Source organism: Actinoplanes italicus (assembly GCF_003001815.1).
Lineage (GTDB): Bacteria > Actinomycetota > Actinomycetes > Mycobacteriales > Micromonosporaceae > Actinoplanes > Actinoplanes italicus.
Map to the genome: position 1 here is coordinate 1 of NZ_PVMZ01000030.1, position 17,232 is coordinate 17,232.

The following is a 17,232-nucleotide window of genomic DNA, read 5'->3' on the forward strand; positions in this document are numbered from 1 at the left end:
CCTCGCCCTCGCCCTCGCCCTCGCCCTCGCCCTCGCCCTCGCCCTCGCCCTCGCCCTCGCCCTCGCCCTCGCCCTCGCTCTCGCCGCGATCTTGGCGTTGCCTGTGCTATCGGCGACTATCAATAGTCAAGGTCCACAACCGTTGAGGAACCTGGAGCGATGATCAACTTCTGACCGAAGCTCACATGATCTGGGCGCGAGAACGGAGGCGAAGGGGTCGCTTGACTCAGCCCTCGCCGATCTTGTGAGCTTCCGCCCACCGGGCAGCCCGAATCTCACAAGATCGGCGAGGGGCGCTGTCAAACGGTTGCGACGCGGGGCGGCCGGCCGCCCTGGCCGCCGCCAACGCTCATCGATGCGGCAGATCTTGTGAGGTTCGGCCGTCATCTCGACCCGAACCTCACAAGATCTGCCGCCAGGATGGCGAAACGGCGAAGGGAAAGGCGATCTTGTGCGGCTACGCCGCCCGATCAACCGCAACCGCACAAGATCTGGGAGGCGAGGGTGAGGGGCGAGCGGCGACGCGACCGCCGACTGACGCGACCGCCGGACGGCACGACCGCCGGACAACACGACCGCCGGACGGCACGAACGCCGGACGGCACGACCGCCGGACAACACGAACGCCGGGCGGCGGGGAGGCCGGGCGTGGGAGGAGTGGGGGCGCGGCGGGGCGGTAGCGGTGACCGAAGGCCTCAGCCCCGGCGGTCGCGTTGGGGCCGTGCGCCGGGCCTGCGTCGCGCCGCTATCACGGGACTGTGTGGTCCGGCGAAGGGCTGCGAGTCCCGTACAAAATCAGCGCCTTGGCCCGTGGATCTCGCGATGCAGGCGTTCCATGCGCAGGTCGAGCCGCGCGGCGTCCTCGGCGGCGGCGGTGAGTTCGTCGCGCAGGCGCGGAGGGACGACGTCCGGGTCGTGTTTGTAGTAGATCTTGTGCTCGAGGCTGGCCCAGAAGTCCATGGCGACCGTGCGGAGCTGGACCTCGACCGGCACGGCGACCACCCGGTCGGACATGAACACCGGGATCTCGACGATCAGGTGCAGGCTGCGGTAACCGTTCGGCTTGGGCTTGGCTATGTAGTCCTTGGTGACGACCAGGTTGACGTCGGGCTGGCGGGTGAGCATGTTCGCGACCGTGTAGACGTCGGAGACGAAACTGCACACGATCCGGATTCCGGCGATGTCGCGGATCCGGGCCCGCATGTCGTCGAAGTGCAGCGGGCAGTTGAGCCGCCGGGCCTTCGCCGTGATGCTCGCCGGGGACTTGAGGCGCGGGCTGACGTGTTCGATGGGATTGCCGGAACCGCGGTGGGTCAGCTCCTCGGCGAGGATGGTGATCTTCGTGTTGATCTCAGCGAGTCCGAATTTGTACACCATGAGGAAGTGGTTCAGATCGGTCCACTGCTCGTGCCAGGCCTCGGCATGTCCCCACCTGGCGAGTTGGCCGGGCTGATCAGTCGTCACGTCGCTTTCTCCACGGCATCCGTCATCGTCGACGCGCGGCCGACTTCGCCCGGTACATGGCGGCGTCAGCCTCGCGCAGCAGCAGGTCGGGGTCGGCCGACCCGTCACCGGAGACCGCGGACCCGATGCTCAGCCCCACTTCGACGACCTGCCCGTCGATCGTGTAAGGCTCGGTCACCGTGGCCTCGATCCCGGCGCGGACCGCTTCGTCCCCGCCCGGCCCGGAGACGTCGTCGATCAGTACGACGAACTCGTCCCCACCCAGCCGGGCTACCGTATCGGTGCGCCGCAACGCCGCTGTCAGCCGCCTCGCCACCTGGACCAGCAGCTGGTCACCGGCCGCGTGCCCGAGTGCGTCGTTGACCGCTTTGAACCCGTCCAGGTCGAGCAGCAGCACCGCGAAACGGTAGCCGGGTTCGCGTGCCGCCCGCAGCCCGGCCTGGGTGAGGCGGTCCTCCAGAAGCAGACGGTTCGGCAGGCCGGTCAGGTGGTCGCGCATCGCGGCCGTACGCAGCCGTTCCTCCATCACCCGGTAGTCGAGGGCCTTTGCCAGCAGCGACCCGGAGTGGTTCATCATCTCGCGGCCGGGCGGGGTGGCCGACTGGATGCGGCCGACCGCGGCGAGCATCCCCCAGTCCCGCATCCGGCTGCGGACCGGCACCGTGAACACGATGTCGCCGGCCGGCCCGTCGGCCAGTTCGAACAGATCGGCCGGCGGAAATTCATCCACGGGAAGTACGCCGGACACCCGGCACCGGAACGCGCCCACCACGTTCAGCTTCTCCGGCTCGCCACTGTCCCACATGCCGAGACAACCGGCCAGCGCCGGAGTCTGGTCCAGCCAGTCCAGATGCGCCGGGTCGCCGCCGCCCTGCCCGGCCAGCAGCGCGACGCCCAGTTCGTACTGCACGTTGAGGGTGTCCTGCAGGTAGCGGACCTGGCCGAACAGCTCCCGGGTGTGCTCCTCGGAGACGGCGAGACCGCCGGTCCGGCAGCCGCACGACTCGCGGGGCTGGAACAGCGTCGGCACCTGGAGGGTCTGCGGTGGCTTGTCCATCAGGTCGTAGACGGCCGCACCCAGCGCGTCCAGCGGCTGCCGCACGCTGGACAGGGCGGGGCGCAGGTACGCGGCGTCGGCGATGTCGTCGAACCCGACCACCGCCAGGTCACGCGGCAGGTCGTACCCGGCATCGATCAGCCGCGCGATCAGCCCCATCGCGTTGCGGTCGGTGCCCAGCACGATCGCGGTCACCGGCATCCCGGCCCGGATCAGCGCGTCCGCGACCGACTCGCCGCCCGACTCGTGGTTGTCGCCGGCGTCGAAAAGCAGCGGTGACAACCCGTGCTCGGACAGCCCGGCCACGTACCCGGCGGCGCGTTCCCGCAGGTCGAAGTGGGCCATGTAACCGGCGAAGGCGATCCGTTCGTGACCGTGCTCGATCAGGTGGGCGACCGCGTCGCGGACTCCGCTGCGGTTGTCGGCCGCCACCACCGACATGCCGGGGCCCGCCGACTCGGCCGCCACCATGACGACGGGCAGCCCGGCCCGCCGGGCGGCCGCCGCGTATTCGGGTGACACGGCTCCCGGCAGCACCGCCAGCCCAGAGACGTGCCGCCACGCCACCGGCCGGTGGAAGTCCGGCAGACCGCTGCGGTCCGCGCTGTGCGACCCCGGGTCCAGCGTCTGTACGGCCATCACCCGGTCACCACCGGCCACCGCGGCCGCGTTGATCCCCTCGATGATCGCCCCGTAGTAGTCCCCTCCGACGAACGGCGACAGGATCCCGAACGTGCGCCCAATCACGCTCTTCATGATCCCGCAAATCGGCGGCCGACAGGCGATTCCGGGCGGAAGCGACTATTACCGCTCGCAGGCGATCCCGTCGGAGTCGCGGTCGATGTACCAGTCGTACTCCGGATCGGTGCCGCGGACGTAGGGGCCGTAGCCGGCGGCGTTGGCCTTCGCGCAGGTGTCGAACCGCGGGTCGGTGCCGGTGGCCGGCTCCTCGGTCTCGACGGGCACGTGGTCGTCGCCGTTCGACTCGCAGGCGATCCCGTCGCCGTCGCGGTCCAGTCCGGCGCGATAGCCGGGGTCGCCGCTGGCCAGCTCGCCGGGAGCGGCGTCGCAGTCCGCGTAGTGGACGGTCACCGGAGTCTTCGGCGGGGTCTTCGTCGCGTCCGGCCCGCGCGTGGTCGCCGACGGCTTGGCGGACTTCGACGCGACCGGGGTGGTGCCGGGCTTCTGGCCCGTGGCCGTGGTCGCGGTCCGGGCCGGGCTCTCGTCCGCATCGACGGTGGCCGCCTGCCGTACGGCCGCGGCCGCGCTACCACCCGGATACGTGGCCGGCCCGGACCCGGTGTCGGGCGCGAAGATCACGATCGCGCACAGGCCCAGGGTCACTACGCCGAGGGCGCCCAGCACCGCCTTGTGCCAGGGCTGCCAGCGCGCGGGCGGCCTCATTGCCAGGGGCGCCGGGCTCCTTCCCAGTTGCGCCGGGCTCACCCCCAGTGGCACCGGGTCACTGGGAGGCGCATACGGAACGTAGTGGGTGGGCGGCGGCTCCCCCGGGGCAGCCCACGGGTCCTGAGGAGGCGGCAAGTTCACAGCGTGAGCCTGGTGTCGCTCCGTAACGTACGGTATTGGCCGTCCGGTTGATGCCGCCGCTACCCGGATGGGCGATTAGTTGCGCCTCAGAGGTCCGTGATGTGGCCGCCGTCACCGAACGCGACGACCGCTTCGAGGAGCTTCTCGAGAAACTCACGCAGGTCATCGGCCACGGCGGTGATTCCGGGGCCGCTGTAGACGCCACCCACGTACCCGGCCTCCTGCAGCCGGAAGACCCGCCCGTCGAGCGTTGTCGCATATTGGTCACCGCCGCCGTTGCCGCCGAACACCACGACGTCGACCGCCGCTTCGTCCAGCCGGTCCGGCCGGCCGTCCCGGTGATCGAGAAAGCCGGGCAGGTCGCGGGCCGAGTACAGGAAGTACCCGTTGCAGATGTCCGGCAGCGACGCCGGGCCGACGACGCGCTGCAGAGTGACGATCCCGTCCGGCACCCACGGCATCCGTTCGCGCAGCTCGGCCAGTCGCTCCGGCGGCGCGGGCGGGCCGACCTCGTGCTCACCCGCCTCGAACGGGAAGCCGGCGACGACGTCGCGCAGCGCCGCCCCGACCGCGGCCCGGAGCAGCTCCGCCCATCCGGCCAGCCATTCGTCAGTCAGCACGCGATCATCATTCCGGCCGGGATGGACATCCGTCGCTACGCTCCGCACCGTGCAGCTGATCGAGAACCCATGGGGTGTGACCGCTTTCGGGGCGGCGAGTGTCAAGTCGAAGCCGGATCTCGTTCGCGTGCGTTTCGAGGTGTCCCGGATTGAGCCGCAGCCAGCCGAGGCGTTCGCGCAGGTCAACGGGACGGTCCGAGAGGTCAGGCGGGTGCTGCGGGAGCACGGTGTCCCGGACTCAGCGGTGCAGCGGTCCGGGCTCGATCTGTCGGCGGCGTGGAACGGTTACGGCGCCGAGCGCAAGTTCCGGGGTCACGAGTGCACGGCCTCGTTCGTCGTCGAGTCGCGGAACCTGGACGACACCCAGGGGCTGCTCACCGAACTCATCGCGGCCGGTGTCACCGAGATCAAGTCCGTCGACTTCGACACCGTCACCAAGCCCGACCTGCGGGCGCGGGCCCGGCGGGAGGCGGTCGCCGTCGCCCGGCGCAAGGCTGAGCTGTACGCGGAGGCGGCCGGGGTCGTGCTCGGGCCGGTCGTGCACATCGAGGACGTCGACCCGGAGCGCCCGGGCGCCGAACGCTACCGGAGTCACGGTGGCGGCGGCGAGACCTCGGCGGAGGACCTGGCGCCCGGCCAGGTCGTCGTCTCGGCCGCGGTGATCCTCGGTTTCGAGATCGCCGGGAACTAGGGCCCGCACCGAAGTGGGGGTCGGAGCGAGGCGAGGTCCAGGTGTCCCCCACTTCGATGCAGGCCCTGAGCCTTCTCCGCGAATCGATCAGTCGGTGCCCCCGGCGGCCGGCGCTGTAGTGAAAATGTGTTGCCGAATCGGTCGGCGGGATGCTGGGCTCAGCGGATGGATCATGATGAGGTGCTCGCCCTGTTCGACCGGCAGATGCGGCGGGAGGTCCGGGCCGAGGGCTCGGATTCCCGGATCGAACCGGATGGACCGGCGATCCGGCACGTCGCGACCGATCCGCTGGGGTGGAACGCGGTCATCTGGTCCGGCCTCGGCGAGTCCGATGCCGACGCGGTGATTGCCCGGCAGGTGCAGCGGTTCGCCGAGCTGGGCTTCGGCTTCGAATGGAAGCTCTACGCCTACGATCAGCCCGCTGACCTGCCGGAACGCCTGCTCGCCGCGGGCCTCGTCCCGGACGAGCAGGAGACGCTGATGGTCGGCGCGATCCGAGATCTCAAGGTCGAAGGTCAACTTCCCGATGGCGTACGGATTGATCGCGTCACCGACGCGGCCGGTGTCGAGCTGATGGTCCAGGCGAGTGAGAAGGCGTTCGGTGAGAGCGCCGACTGGCTGCGGCACCGTGCGCTGGACCAGCTGGCCAACGATCCCGGCAACGCGTACCTGTTCGTGGCGATGGCCGGTGACGAGCCGGTGTCCGGCGCGCGGATGGACGTCAACCACGGCACCGCCTTCGCCGGCCTGTGGGGTGGCGGCACAGCGCCGCAGTGGCGGGGCCGCGGCATCTACCGTGCCCTGGTCGCCGAACGGGCCCGGATCGCCGCCGACCTCGGCTACGAGTACCTGCAGGTGGACGCCTCCGACCAGAGCCGCCCGATCCTGGAGCGCCTGGGCTTCGCCGTGCTGACCACGACCACCCCGTACAACATGCCCGCACCCCGCCAGCCGTAGCCCAGCCACAACACCCCACACCGCGCCAGCCGCCGCCCAGCCACAACACCCCACACCGCGCCAGCCGCCGCCCAGCCACAAAACCCACACCGCGCCAGCTGTCGCCCGGCCCACGAACCCCACCGGCCTCTGCCGCCGCCCAGCCCACGAGCCCCATGCCGCAACCGGCCGCCGCCCAGCCCAGAAACCCCACCCGCGTCGGCCGCCGCCCAGCCCACAAACCCCACCCGCCCAGCCCGCAAACCCACCCCGCAGCCGGCCTGACGTTCGGCCGCGGGTGGGGTTACAGCAGGGTGCACGCGTCGCCGGTGTGGAGGACGCCGGGTGACTCGACGGTCGCGACGACGCCGAAGGTCATCCCGTGGTGGGTGGCCAGCGTCTTGAGCAGGTCGTTGCGTGCGGGAGCGGCGTCCTGCGGCATGTCGATCATCACGCAGCGCGTCAGCGGCCGCATCACGCGGAGGATCACGTCCGCGCCGAGGCGCAGGCGGCGGCCTGCCCAGTCGTCCTCCGGGTGGCCGGTGCCGGGCGTGCCGATCAGCAGGTTGGCCCGGAAACGCTGCGGATCGACGGCGGCGCCGTCCGGTCCGCCGCCGGTCAGGGCGGTCAGTGCGCGGATTCCGGCCGTGGTGATCACGCTGATCGGGCCCTCGTCGTGGTGCGGAACCGCGGCCTCGCGTGCCAGCGTGACCGGGCGGCCGAGCACCTCGCTGACCGCCGGGTGGACGCCGGGGTCTTCGGTGTCGAAGCGGCGCCCATCCGGCAACTCGACGACGTGGAGTGGGCCGAGGGTGTAGGCACGGAGACCGAAGAGGCCCGGCATGCGGCGGAACCGGCGGGTGTTCTTGCCACTGCCGAACTTGCCGTCAGCGTCGCGTACCGCCCACAGCCGGTCACCCTCCAGACCCCGGTCGCCGGCCACGGCCACCGGCAGGAACTCGCCGAGCAGGGATTTAACCGGGTAGCGGCGGATCTCGATCAGCTCCACGCCCCGACAGTAGGAGATGCGGGGAAGCGCCGGCCCGATGGTGATGACCCGCTGTTAGGGTCGCCGCTGTGAGTGTCGACATCGAGGTCGTACGGTCGGTCACCGATGAGCTGGTGGAGGCGTTCGGCCGGCTGCTCCCGCAGTTGTCCGGCTCGGCGCCTGTCCTCGACGCGGGGACGCTCGGTGAGCTGGTCGGGTGGCCCGGCAACCATCTGCTGGTGGCGCGGGTCGATGGCCGGATCATGGGCACGTTGACGCTGGTCACCTTCCCGATCCCGACGGGTCTGCGGGCGTGGATCGAGGACGTGGTCGTGGACGGCGACGCCCGTGGGCGCGGGGTCGGTGCGGCGCTGACCACGGAGGCGGTACGGATCGCGCGGGCAGCCGGTGCGCGTACCGTGGACCTCACGTCACGGCCTTCGCGGGCCGCGGCGAATCGGCTGTACGAGCGGCTCGGGTTCCAGGTCCGCGACTCGAAGGTCTTCCGGCTGGCCGCGGACAGGCTGTAGCCGCAGGGGTCGCCTTCCATCCCGGCGGCGGCGCCGGGGCCGGGAGGTCCCGCCTGCGTCGCCGGGGGTGCCCCGGTTCGCGAATGGTGCTTTTGGGTCAGCACTGGCCGTACCTCAGCGTGGTTTGTGGTTTGACGGACGGTGAGAACCGCCTTCCTGGCCATGGCGGACAACCGGGTTTGTGGGATTCCTACAAATTGCGCTGCGCGACATGCATGATCCGGCCCATGGCTCGACCGGTCGGTAGCCGGGAGGGTGAGGGTGGAGATAGCTGGATGGGCGTCAGGGAGGCTCGGCAAGTGTTCAGGCGTGTCGCGATCATCAACCGTGGAGAGGCCGCGATGCGGCTCATCCACGCCGTGCGGGATCTGTCCGCGGAGACCGGGACCCGGATCGAGACGGTCGCCCTCTACACCGACGAGGACCGGACCGCGACGTTCGTGCGTGAGGCGGATCTGACGTATCCGCTGGGCCCGGCGGCCGCGCGCCCGTACCTCAATCATGGGCTGCTGGAGCAGGCGCTGAAGGACACCGAGGCCGACGCGGCCTGGGTGGGCTGGGGTTTCGTGGCCGAGGACCCGGTGTTCGCGGAGCTGTGCGACCGGATCGGGGTGACGTTCGTCGGGCCGAGCGCCGAGGCGATGCGCAAGCTCGGTGACAAGATCGGCTCGAAGCTGATCGCCGAGGAGGTCGGCGTCCCGGTCGCGCCGTGGAGCCGCGGTGAGGTCGCCACGCTCGAGGACGCCCTGCGTGCCGGTGACGAGATCGGCTATCCGCTGATGCTGAAGGCGACCGCCGGTGGTGGCGGGCGCGGTATCCGGCGGGTCGACTCGGGCGAGGACCTGACCGACGCGTACGAGCGGACGAGCCAGGAGGCGCTGCGGGCGTTCGGTTCGGGCGTCGTGTTCCTGGAGCGCCTGGTGACCGGCGCCCGGCACGTCGAGGTCCAGATGATCGCGGACGGTCAGGGCGGCGCGTGGGCGCTCGGTGTCCGGGACTGTTCGGTGCAGCGGCGCAACCAGAAGATCATCGAGGAGTCGTCCTCGGTGGTGATGGCTCCCGAGCAGGCGGCGGAGCTGAAGTCGTCGGCGGTCCGGCTGGCGCTCGCCGTCGGCTACAAGGGCGCCGGCACGGTCGAGTTCCTTTACCACCCCGGTGACGGGCTGTTCGCGTTCCTCGAGGTCAACACCCGCCTGCAGGTCGAGCACCCGATCACCGAGATCACCACTGGCACCGACCTGGTCAAGCTCCAGCTGCACGTGGCCGCCGGCGGCCGCCTCGTCGGTGACCCCCCGGCGGAGCAGGGCCACGCGGTCGAGGCACGGCTCAACGCCGAGGACCCGGACCGTGACTTCGCGCCGTCGCCGGGCCGTATCTCGCGGCTGGCGCTGCCGGCCGGTCCCGGTATCCGGGTCGACACCGGGGTCAGCGAGGGCGACAGCATCCCGGCTGCGTTCGACTCGATGATTGCCAAGATCATCGCGTACGGGAAGGACCGCGACGAGGCGCTCGGCCGTCTGCGCCGCGCCATGGCCGAGACGACCGTCATCATCGAGGGCGGCTCGACCAACAAGAGCTTCGTCCTCGACCTGCTCGACCAGCCCGAGGTGATCGACGGCAGCGCCGACACCGGCTGGATCGACCGGGTCCGCGCCGAGGGCCGTCTGGTCAGCCACAAGCACTCGGCGATCGCGCTGGCCGCCGCCGGTATCGAGGCCTACCAGGACGAGGAGGAGATCAGCCGGCAGCGGCTGCTCGCCACCGCGCACGGCGGCCGTCCACAGGTGCAGCACGACAGCGGCCGTCCGCTCGACCTGAAACTGCGTGGCGTCGGTTACCGGGTGCAGGTCTCCCGGCTCGGGCGCAACCGTTTCCGGGTCGGCATCTCGGCGGGCGAGGCGTTCAAGACCGCTGACGTCGTCAGCGAGCGGTTCGACGAGCACAGCGCGCAGATGTACGTCAACGGCCACCGGTTCCGCTTGATCACGGCGACGCACGGGCCGATCCACACGATCGAGGTCGACGGGGTCACCCACCGGGTCAGCCGGGACGAGGGCGGCGTGGTCCGCTCCCCCGCTCCCGCGCTGGTCGTGGCCACGCCGCTGGCCGTCGGCGACGAGGTCGAGGCGGGCGCGCCGATCCTCGTGCTGGAGAGCATGAAGATGGAGAACGTGCTGCGGGCGCCGTTCAAGGCCCGGGTGCGGGAGTGCCCGGTCGCCGTCGGCAGCCAGGTGGAGACGGGCGCGCCGCTGATGCGCCTGGAGCCCCTCTCGTCCGAGGAGGAGACCGCCTCCGACCCCGTCGCGGCCGTCGAGATCGACCTGCCCGCCGGGGTGCCGGCCGGTCAGGATGTGGACGACCTGCGGGCGCTGCTGCTCGGGTACGACGTCGAGCCGGCCGTCGTCAAGGGTTACCTGACCGACCACGGCCGCCGCCCCGTGCCGGGCGAGATCGACCTGCTCACCATCTGCGCCGACCTGCTCGAGCTCAGCCGCAACAAGCCGGGCGACGACTGGCAGACCGAACCCGGCAACGCCGTCCGCAGCCCGCGCGAGAACTTCCACACCTACCTGCAGAGCCTCGACATCGAGCGGGCCGGTGTCCCGCAGGCGTTCCAGGACCGGCTGTCGCGGGTGCTCGCCCATTACGGCGTGACGAGCCTCGACCGGACGCCGGAGCTGGAGGACGCGGTCTTCCGGATCTTCCTGGCGCTGCAGCGGTCGGCCGCGAACGTCGGCGTCGTCTCGTCGGTGCTGCACCAGTGGATCGCCGGCAACCCGCCGCAGGACACGCTGGCCGAGCGGGCCGGCATCGCCCTCGAGCACCTGATCGAGGCCACCCAGGTGCGGTTCCCGTCGGTGTCCGACCTGGCCCGCGGCATCGTCTTCCGCTGGTACGCCCAGCCGCTGCTGCGGCGCACCCGCGCCGAGGTGTACGCGTCGGTCCGCGCCGACCTGCGGCACCTCGACCACCACCCGGACTCGGAGGACCGCGACGAGCGCATCCAGCGGATGGTGGCCTGCTCGGAACCGCTGGTCCGGCTGGTCGGGCAGCGGATCGGGCGGCCGGGGCGGGACCACATGCCGCTGCTGGAGGTCCTCACCCGCCGCTATTACGAGAACCGTGATCTCTCCTCCTTCTCGGTCGAGTCCGTCGGCGACATCCGGTTCATGACCACGACGCACACCGGTTCCCGCGTCACCCGCGTCGCGGCGGCCGCCGTCGACATCGCGGACCTGCCGGCAACGCTCGCCGCGCTCTCCTCGGACGTCGCGGACATCTACGTCGCCTGGGACGACCAGCCCGGCGCCGATGAGATGGCGGCGCAGCTCAGCGCCCTTTTCTCCGGCCTCTCCCTGTCGGGCACCCGGCGGATCACCACCACGATCGCGGGCACCAGCGGCGCGGTCATGCACCACCACTTCACGTTCCGCGTCGACGAGTCCGGAGTTTTCACCGAGGACCGCCTCATCCGTGGACTGCACCCGCAGATCGCGCTGCGCCTCCAGCTTGAGCGGCTGCGCGAGTTCGACCTGACCCGTCTGCCGTCCACCGACGAGGAGATGTACCTCTTCAAGGCGGTCGCCAAGTCGAACCCGTCCGACGAGCGGCTCATCGCGATGTACCAGGTCCGCGACCTGACCGCGCTCCGCGAGACCGACGGCCGGCTCGTCGCGCTGCCAGCGCTGGAGGAGGGCATCACCCTCACCCTCGATGCGATCCGCAACATCCAGGCGCTGCGTCCGCAGAACAAGCGGTTCGACACCAACCGGATCATGATGTACGTCTGGCCGGTCACCGAGTTGTCCATCGACGAACTGAACGCGCTGGTCCAGCGCATCCTCCCGACCGCCAGCGGGGCGGGTCTGGAGGAGGTGCAGTTCATCGCCCGGCAGCGCCGGTCCAGCGGTGAGCTCACCGAGGTCGCGGTGACCATCACGCTCGAACCGGGCAACGGCGCGAACCTTCACGTCGGCGAGCCGTCGACCGATCCGGTGCAGCCGCTCGACGACTACCGCCAGAAGGTGTTGCGGGCCGCGCGACGCGGGACGGTGTACCCGTACGAGCTCACCGGTCTTCTCGGCAGTTTCACCGAGTACGACCTGGCGCCGTCCGGTGTGCTCGAGCCCGTCGACCGGCCGAAGGGGAAGAACTCGGCGGCGATCGTGGCCGGCGTCGTCACCACGCCGACCGACCGTTACCCCGAGGGAATCACCCGGGTCGTGCTGCTCGGTGACCCGACCAAGTCGCTGGGCGCGCTGTCCGAGCCGGAGTGCGCGCGGGTGATCGCCGCCCTCGACCTGGCCGCGTCCATGAACGTGCCGCTGGAGTGGTTCGCACTGTCCGCGGGCGCCCGGATCTCGATGACCTCCGGAACCGAGAACATGGACTGGGTGGCCGCCGCGCTCAAGCGGATCGTCACGTTCACCCAGGCCGGCGGTGAGATCAACATCGTGGTGGCCGGCATCAACGTGGGCGCCCAGCCGTACTGGAACGCCGAGGCCACGATGCTCATGCACACCAAGGGCATCCTGGTCATGACTCCCGACTCGGCGATGGTGCTCACCGGCAAGCAGTCGCTCGACTTCTCCGGCGGTGTCTCGGCCGAGGACAACTTCGGCATCGGCGGCTACGACCGGGTGATGGGCCCGAACGGTCAGGCGCAGTACTGGGCGCCGTCGCTTCCGGCGGCTCGGGACGTACTGATGGCGCACTACGACCACACGTACGTCGCGCCCGGCGAGAGCGGCCCGCGTCCGGCGTCCACCGCGGACCCGGCGGACCGTGACGTGTCCGACTTCCCGCACACGTTCGCCGGAAGCGACTTCACCACGGTCGGCCAGATCTTCTCGTCGACGCACAACCCGGACCGTAAGAAGGCGTTCGACATCCGCACCGTCATGCGTGCCGTGTCCGATCAGGATCACGCGGTGCTGGAGCGCTGGGCGGGGATGGCCGACGCCGACACGTCGGTCGTCCAGGACGTGCACATCGGCGGGCGCCCGGTCTGCCTGATCGGCATCGAGTCCCGTTCGGTGTCGCGGCGCGGCTTCCCGCCCACCGACGGCCCCGACACGTACACGGCGGGCACCCTGTTCCCGCGTTCGTCGAAGAAGACCGCCCGGGCGATCAACGCCGCCTCCGGCAACCGCCCGCTGGTCGTCCTCGCGAACCTGTCCGGTTTCGACGGCTCCCCCGAGTCGATGCGGAACCTGCAGCTCGAATACGGCGCCGAGATCGGCCGGGCCATCGTCAACTTCGACGGCCCGATCGTCTTCACGGTGATCTCCCGGTACCACGGCGGCGCGTTCGTCGTCTTCTCCAAGGCCCTGAACCCGAACATGACGGTCCTGGCCCTGGAGGGTTCGTTCGCCTCGGTCCTCGGTGGCGCCCCCGCCGCCGCGGTCGTCTTCTCCGGCGAGGTCAACAACCGGACCGCGAACGATCCGCGCGTCACCGAGCTGCAGTCCCAGGTCGCCGCCGCGACCGCCGCCGAGCGTTCGGCCCTCACGGCCAGCCTGGCTGAGGTGCAGTCCTCGGTACGGGCGGAGAAGCTGGGCGAGGTGGCGTCCGAATTCGACCGCGTCCACAGCATCCAGCGGGCCGTCGAGGTCGGATCGGTGGACGCCATCATCGGCACCGCCGAACTGCGCCCGCGCATCATCGAGGCCATCGAGCACGGCCTCAAGAGCTGAGAACGCTGCGCCTCGCCTGAACCCGTCCAACTCCCGCGCGGCGGTCCGGTCTCCGGGCCGCCGCGTTCCCTCTGCGGTGTGGCGTAGCCGTTCTCGTCGCGCCGGCACACGGGCGGATGCGGCGGTCCGGGCGGCTGCCCTCCCAGTCGCGGACGCGGCGGCCCGGGCGCCTGCCCTCCCAGTCGCGGATGCGGCGGCCCGGGCGCCTGCCCTCTCAGTTCTGGAGATAGCGGATCACCGCCAGGACCCGTCGGTGATCGGCGTCGGACGGTGGCAGGTCGAACTTGCCGAAGATGTTGGTCACGTGTTTCTCGACGGCCCGCTCGCTGACGCGGATCGCGCCGGCGATGGCCGTGTTCGAGCGGCCCTGCGCCATCAGGTCGAGCACCTCCCGTTCACGTGGGGTCAGTTCGGTGAGCAGGTCACGGTTCCGGCTGCGGCCGAACAACTGGTTGACCACCTGCGGGTCGAGCGCCGTGCCGCCGGCCGCGACCCGATCCAGCGCGTCGACGAAGTCGTCCAGCTGAACCACGCGCTCCTTCAGCAGGTAGCCGACCCCCTCGGACCCACCGGCCAGCAACTCGGCGACGAAAGCCGTCTCCACGTACTGCGAAAAGATCAGCACCCCCGTCCCGGGCACCTCCCGCCGCAGACGGATCGCGGCCCGCAGCCCTTCGTCGGTGTGGCTCGGCGGAAGCCGGATGTCCACGATCGCCACATCGGGCGGCTGAACGGCGACCGCCTCGAACAGCGCCGGAACGTCGACGACAGTGGCCAGCACCTCGTGCCCCCGCATGGTGAGCAGTTGGGCGAGCCCTTCACGGAGGATCGCGGAATCCTCGGCGATGACGATGCGCATCCGGGTGTTACCGCCTCTCCATCGGTGCCGGACAGGGAATCTCCACGGTCACGGTCGTCGGGCCACCCGGCGGACTGTCGATCGACAAACCGCCGTCGACCACCCGGACCCGCTCGGTCAGCCCGGCGAGCCCGCCACCGGCCCGCGGATGGGCTCCACCCTGTCCGTCGTCGTGCACCCGCAGGTGCAGGACGTCGTCACGCAGATCGACCCGGACCGAAGCGTTGCGGGCGCCACTGTGCCGGCCCGCGTTGGTCAGCAGCTCGCACACCGTGAAGTAGGCGATGCTCTCCAATGCCGGAGGTGGTCGGCCCGGCAGGTCGGTCTCGACCGTCACCGGCACCGCGCTGCCGGCCGCGACGGTGGCCAGCGCCGCGTCCAGACCGCTGTCGAGCACCGGCGGATGAACGCCGCGCACCAGGTCGCGCAGCTCGGCGACGGCGGTGGCGAGCGTCGCCTGCGCCGTGTCGACCGCCGCCACGACACGGTCGGGAGACGCCTGCGCGGTAACGAGCTCGCGAACCATGGCCAGATGCATCCCGACACCGATCAACCGGGCCTGGGTGCCGTCGTGCAGGTCGCGCTCGAGTCGCCGGAGCGTGATGTCGGCGTCGTTGACCGCGCGATCACGAAAATCCTGCAGGTCGCTGATCCGCTGGCTCGCCCGGCTGGGCCCGAGCAGTCCCCGGATCAGCAGACGCTCGACGCCGAGCACGGACCGCACCATCCACGGGCCGAGCAGCAGCAGGATCACGCTGGTCACCATGATGGCGACGGCCTCCGCGCCGAACTCGCCCTCGTAGAACGGCAGGTAGATCAGGCTGATCAAGCCATACAGATAGAAGCCACCGGCCAGCGCCAGGGACACCACCGCCAGCGGCGGCTTGATCAACGCGTAGGCCAGGACACGCCAGCCGACCGGGTCGCTGAGAACCGCCCGCCGCCAGCCGAAAAAGCCCTTGCCCGTCACCGGTAGCCGTGCCGGCGCGGGAACCCGGTCACCGAGCAGGCGGGCCGCCAGCTCACGCCGTCTCGCACCGAGACCGGCGGCACCACGCAGCACCGCCGCCAGCAGCCACGCACCGAGCGGGGTCAGCAGCAACACCGCGCCGAGCACCCCACCGAGCAGGAGAAGGATGCCGCTGATCAGGTCGATCGGGGCGACCAGCAGCAGATATCCCAGCCCTTGGCGTGAGCGGCGATCAAAGATCGGGGCCAATATCCTCTTCATCGCGGTTCAGCATGCCCCGGTGGGTCCTCGGGCGCGATGGTGCCAGCACTAGGAAGGTTGGTTCGGATAACCGAACCATCAGCCGCATGCCTGCCCGACTGTGTCCACGGCCGATTGTGGCCAGGCTCAATGGCATGCCCCACGCCCTGATCAAGTCCCGGAACGCCCGCATGACCGCCGCTCTCGCCGGCCTCACCGGCCTCGCCGTGTGCGGCCTGAGCCTGCCGATGCCGCACGATGCGACGGCCTTCCCTCCCGGATCGCTCGGCGCTCCGATCACCCTGCTCAGACCACCCCTGCCGGGGCAACCTGCCGCCGTCCCCCTGTTCAGACGGCCGCGGGCGGTGGCACCTCCCAGCCCGGCGGTCGTGCACGCCTGGCTGGCCGACCCGCTCTCACCACCGGACCCACTCACCACCACACCCGCCGAGGTCTCGGCATTCTTCGCCCGGGTCTCGTCAGACGAGGCCGCGATACTGGCCCGGAGCCATCCGGAGATCGTCGGCAACCTCGACGGCGCACCGACGGCCCTGCGCTACACCGCCAACGCCGCGCGGTTCCCGCAGTCGGCCGACCGGCAGATCCTGGCGTTCGACGACCACGCCGACGGCCGTGTCGTCGAGGTCCTCGGTGACCTCGACACCGCCGACCGCGTGGTGATCCTGATCCCCGGTGCGGACACCGAGGTAGCCAATTTCGACAACGGGCTCGGCGATGTCGAACGCCGGTCGCCACGATGGCAGGCCCGCCGGCTCCAGGAGCGGATCCAGGCAGCCGATCCAGGTGCGAGGGCCGCCGTGGTGGCCTGGCTGGGTTACGACCCGCCCGAGGGCATGGGCGTCGCGGTGGTCCGCGAGGACAGGGCGGCTGCCGGCGCCGAGGCACTCACCCGGTTCGTCGACGGTCTGCTGCTCGGGCGTCCCGACCGGTCCGTCGCCATCGTGGGCCACAGTTACGGGTCCACCGTGGCCGGGCTCGCCGCGCCTCACCTCAGCGGACGGGTGACCGACATGGTCGCGATCGGCAGCCCCGGCATGGGCGTCGCCGACAGGTCTGCACTCCACACCTCCGCCCGCGTATGGGCCTGCGCCGCTCCCGACGACTGGATCCGGCGAGTTCCAGGCGTGCGGTTCCTCGGCATGGGCCACGGCACCCTGCCATCCGACCCGGAGTTCGGCGCCCTCCCGCTGCCGTGCGACGACGTCGAGGGTCACGACGGCTACTTCGTGCCCGGCGCGTCAGCGTTACCGGCCATCGCCGACATAGTCATAGGCATCCCCTCGCCGTCACCCGCCACCGGCGCTGCCGCATCACGTCTCGTCGCAGGCGCTCTCACGTCAGCATTCGTCGCCGGCGAGCCTGTCGGCTGGGCAGACCCGGCAGCTCAGACGGAGGCGAACTCCCGATGATCATCGACGCTTTCGAGTTGCTCGCCCGCTGGGGCAGGCCCCGTCGTCCATGCGGCATCACCGATCGACCAGAGAGGATCGCCCCTCACACCGGCCATTCCGATGAAGCCGAGGGCTGCGACCAGACAGGCGCACTGTCGGATCAGCGAGTCCAGCGAGATGGCAAAGCCTGCGGGAACACGGCCCAGACAGTCCAGCAGAAC

12 protein-coding genes are annotated in these 17,232 nt (G+C 70.6%); 5 read left to right on the forward strand and 7 right to left on the reverse strand.

Annotation, left to right across the window (positions count from 1 at the left end; translation table 11 throughout):
• Positions 1–795: 795 nt before the first annotated feature.
• The 4 genes from CLV67_RS44645 to CLV67_RS51470 form a co-directional block, all read right to left on the reverse strand.
• On the reverse strand, positions 796–1,464 hold the full coding sequence (locus tag CLV67_RS44645; RefSeq protein ID WP_239166366.1) for a GTP pyrophosphokinase: 669 nt from the start codon (positions 1,462–1,464) through the stop codon (positions 796–798).
• A gap of 22 nt (positions 1,465–1,486) precedes the next feature.
• Complete coding sequence (locus CLV67_RS44650; RefSeq protein ID WP_170154240.1) at positions 1,487–3,268, reverse strand: substrate-binding and GGDEF domain-containing protein; 1,782 nt, start codon at positions 3,266–3,268, stop codon at positions 1,487–1,489.
• 57 nt (positions 3,269–3,325) lie between these two features.
• On the reverse strand, positions 3,326–3,925 hold the full coding sequence (locus CLV67_RS52950) for an excalibur calcium-binding domain-containing protein (RefSeq protein ID WP_203737146.1): 600 nt from the start codon (positions 3,923–3,925) through the stop codon (positions 3,326–3,328).
• 230 nt (positions 3,926–4,155) lie between these two features.
• Positions 4,156–4,689 (reverse strand): hypothetical protein, encoded by a 534-nt coding sequence (locus tag CLV67_RS51470; RefSeq protein ID WP_203737145.1) that lies wholly within the window; start codon positions 4,687–4,689, stop codon positions 4,156–4,158.
• 49 nt (positions 4,690–4,738) lie between these two features.
• Between CLV67_RS51470 and CLV67_RS44665 the strand changes: the two genes are divergently transcribed.
• Entirely contained in the window at positions 4,739–5,380 is a 642-nt protein-coding gene (locus CLV67_RS44665; RefSeq protein WP_203737144.1) for an SIMPL domain-containing protein, read from the forward strand.
• 165 nt (positions 5,381–5,545) lie between these two features.
• Positions 5,546–6,337 carry a GNAT family N-acetyltransferase gene (locus tag CLV67_RS44670; protein WP_106329954.1) on the forward strand — a complete coding sequence of 264 codons (792 nt, stop codon included), beginning with the start codon at positions 5,546–5,548 and terminating at the stop codon, positions 6,335–6,337.
• Positions 6,338–6,620: 283 nt separating this feature from the next.
• Here the strand turns inward: CLV67_RS44670 and CLV67_RS44675 are convergent, their stop codons facing one another.
• A complete protein-coding gene (locus CLV67_RS44675; RefSeq protein ID WP_106329956.1) occupies positions 6,621–7,325 on the reverse strand; it encodes an MOSC domain-containing protein in 705 nt (234 codons plus the stop codon).
• A 68-nt stretch (positions 7,326–7,393) separates the two neighbouring features.
• On the opposite strand from CLV67_RS44675, the gene CLV67_RS44680 reads away from it, so the two are divergent.
• Together CLV67_RS44680 and CLV67_RS44685 are read left to right on the forward strand one after the other, a co-directional pair.
• On the forward strand, positions 7,394–7,834 hold the full coding sequence (locus CLV67_RS44680; protein WP_106329958.1) for a GNAT family N-acetyltransferase: 441 nt from the start codon (positions 7,394–7,396) through the stop codon (positions 7,832–7,834).
• A 299-nt stretch (positions 7,835–8,133) separates the two neighbouring features.
• Positions 8,134–13,530 (forward strand): ATP-binding protein, encoded by a 5,397-nt coding sequence (locus tag CLV67_RS44685; RefSeq protein ID WP_106329960.1) that lies wholly within the window; start codon positions 8,134–8,136, stop codon positions 13,528–13,530.
• 214 nt (positions 13,531–13,744) lie between these two features.
• Here CLV67_RS44685 and CLV67_RS44690 read toward each other — a convergent pair whose 3' ends face one another.
• Both CLV67_RS44690 and CLV67_RS44695 read right to left on the reverse strand, forming a co-directional pair.
• A complete protein-coding gene (locus CLV67_RS44690; RefSeq protein WP_106329962.1) occupies positions 13,745–14,389 on the reverse strand; it encodes a response regulator transcription factor in 645 nt (214 codons plus the stop codon).
• Between the two features lie 7 nt (positions 14,390–14,396).
• Positions 14,397–15,620: a sensor histidine kinase gene (locus tag CLV67_RS44695; RefSeq protein ID WP_106329964.1), complete on the reverse strand. Its 1,224-nt coding sequence runs from the start codon at positions 15,618–15,620 to the stop codon at positions 14,397–14,399.
• A 134-nt stretch (positions 15,621–15,754) separates the two neighbouring features.
• Between CLV67_RS44695 and CLV67_RS44700 the strand changes: the two genes are divergently transcribed.
• Positions 15,755–17,029 carry an alpha/beta hydrolase gene (locus CLV67_RS44700; protein ID WP_239166365.1) on the forward strand — a complete coding sequence of 425 codons (1,275 nt, stop codon included), beginning with the start codon at positions 15,755–15,757 and terminating at the stop codon, positions 17,027–17,029.
• Positions 17,030–17,232 lie beyond the last annotated feature (203 nt).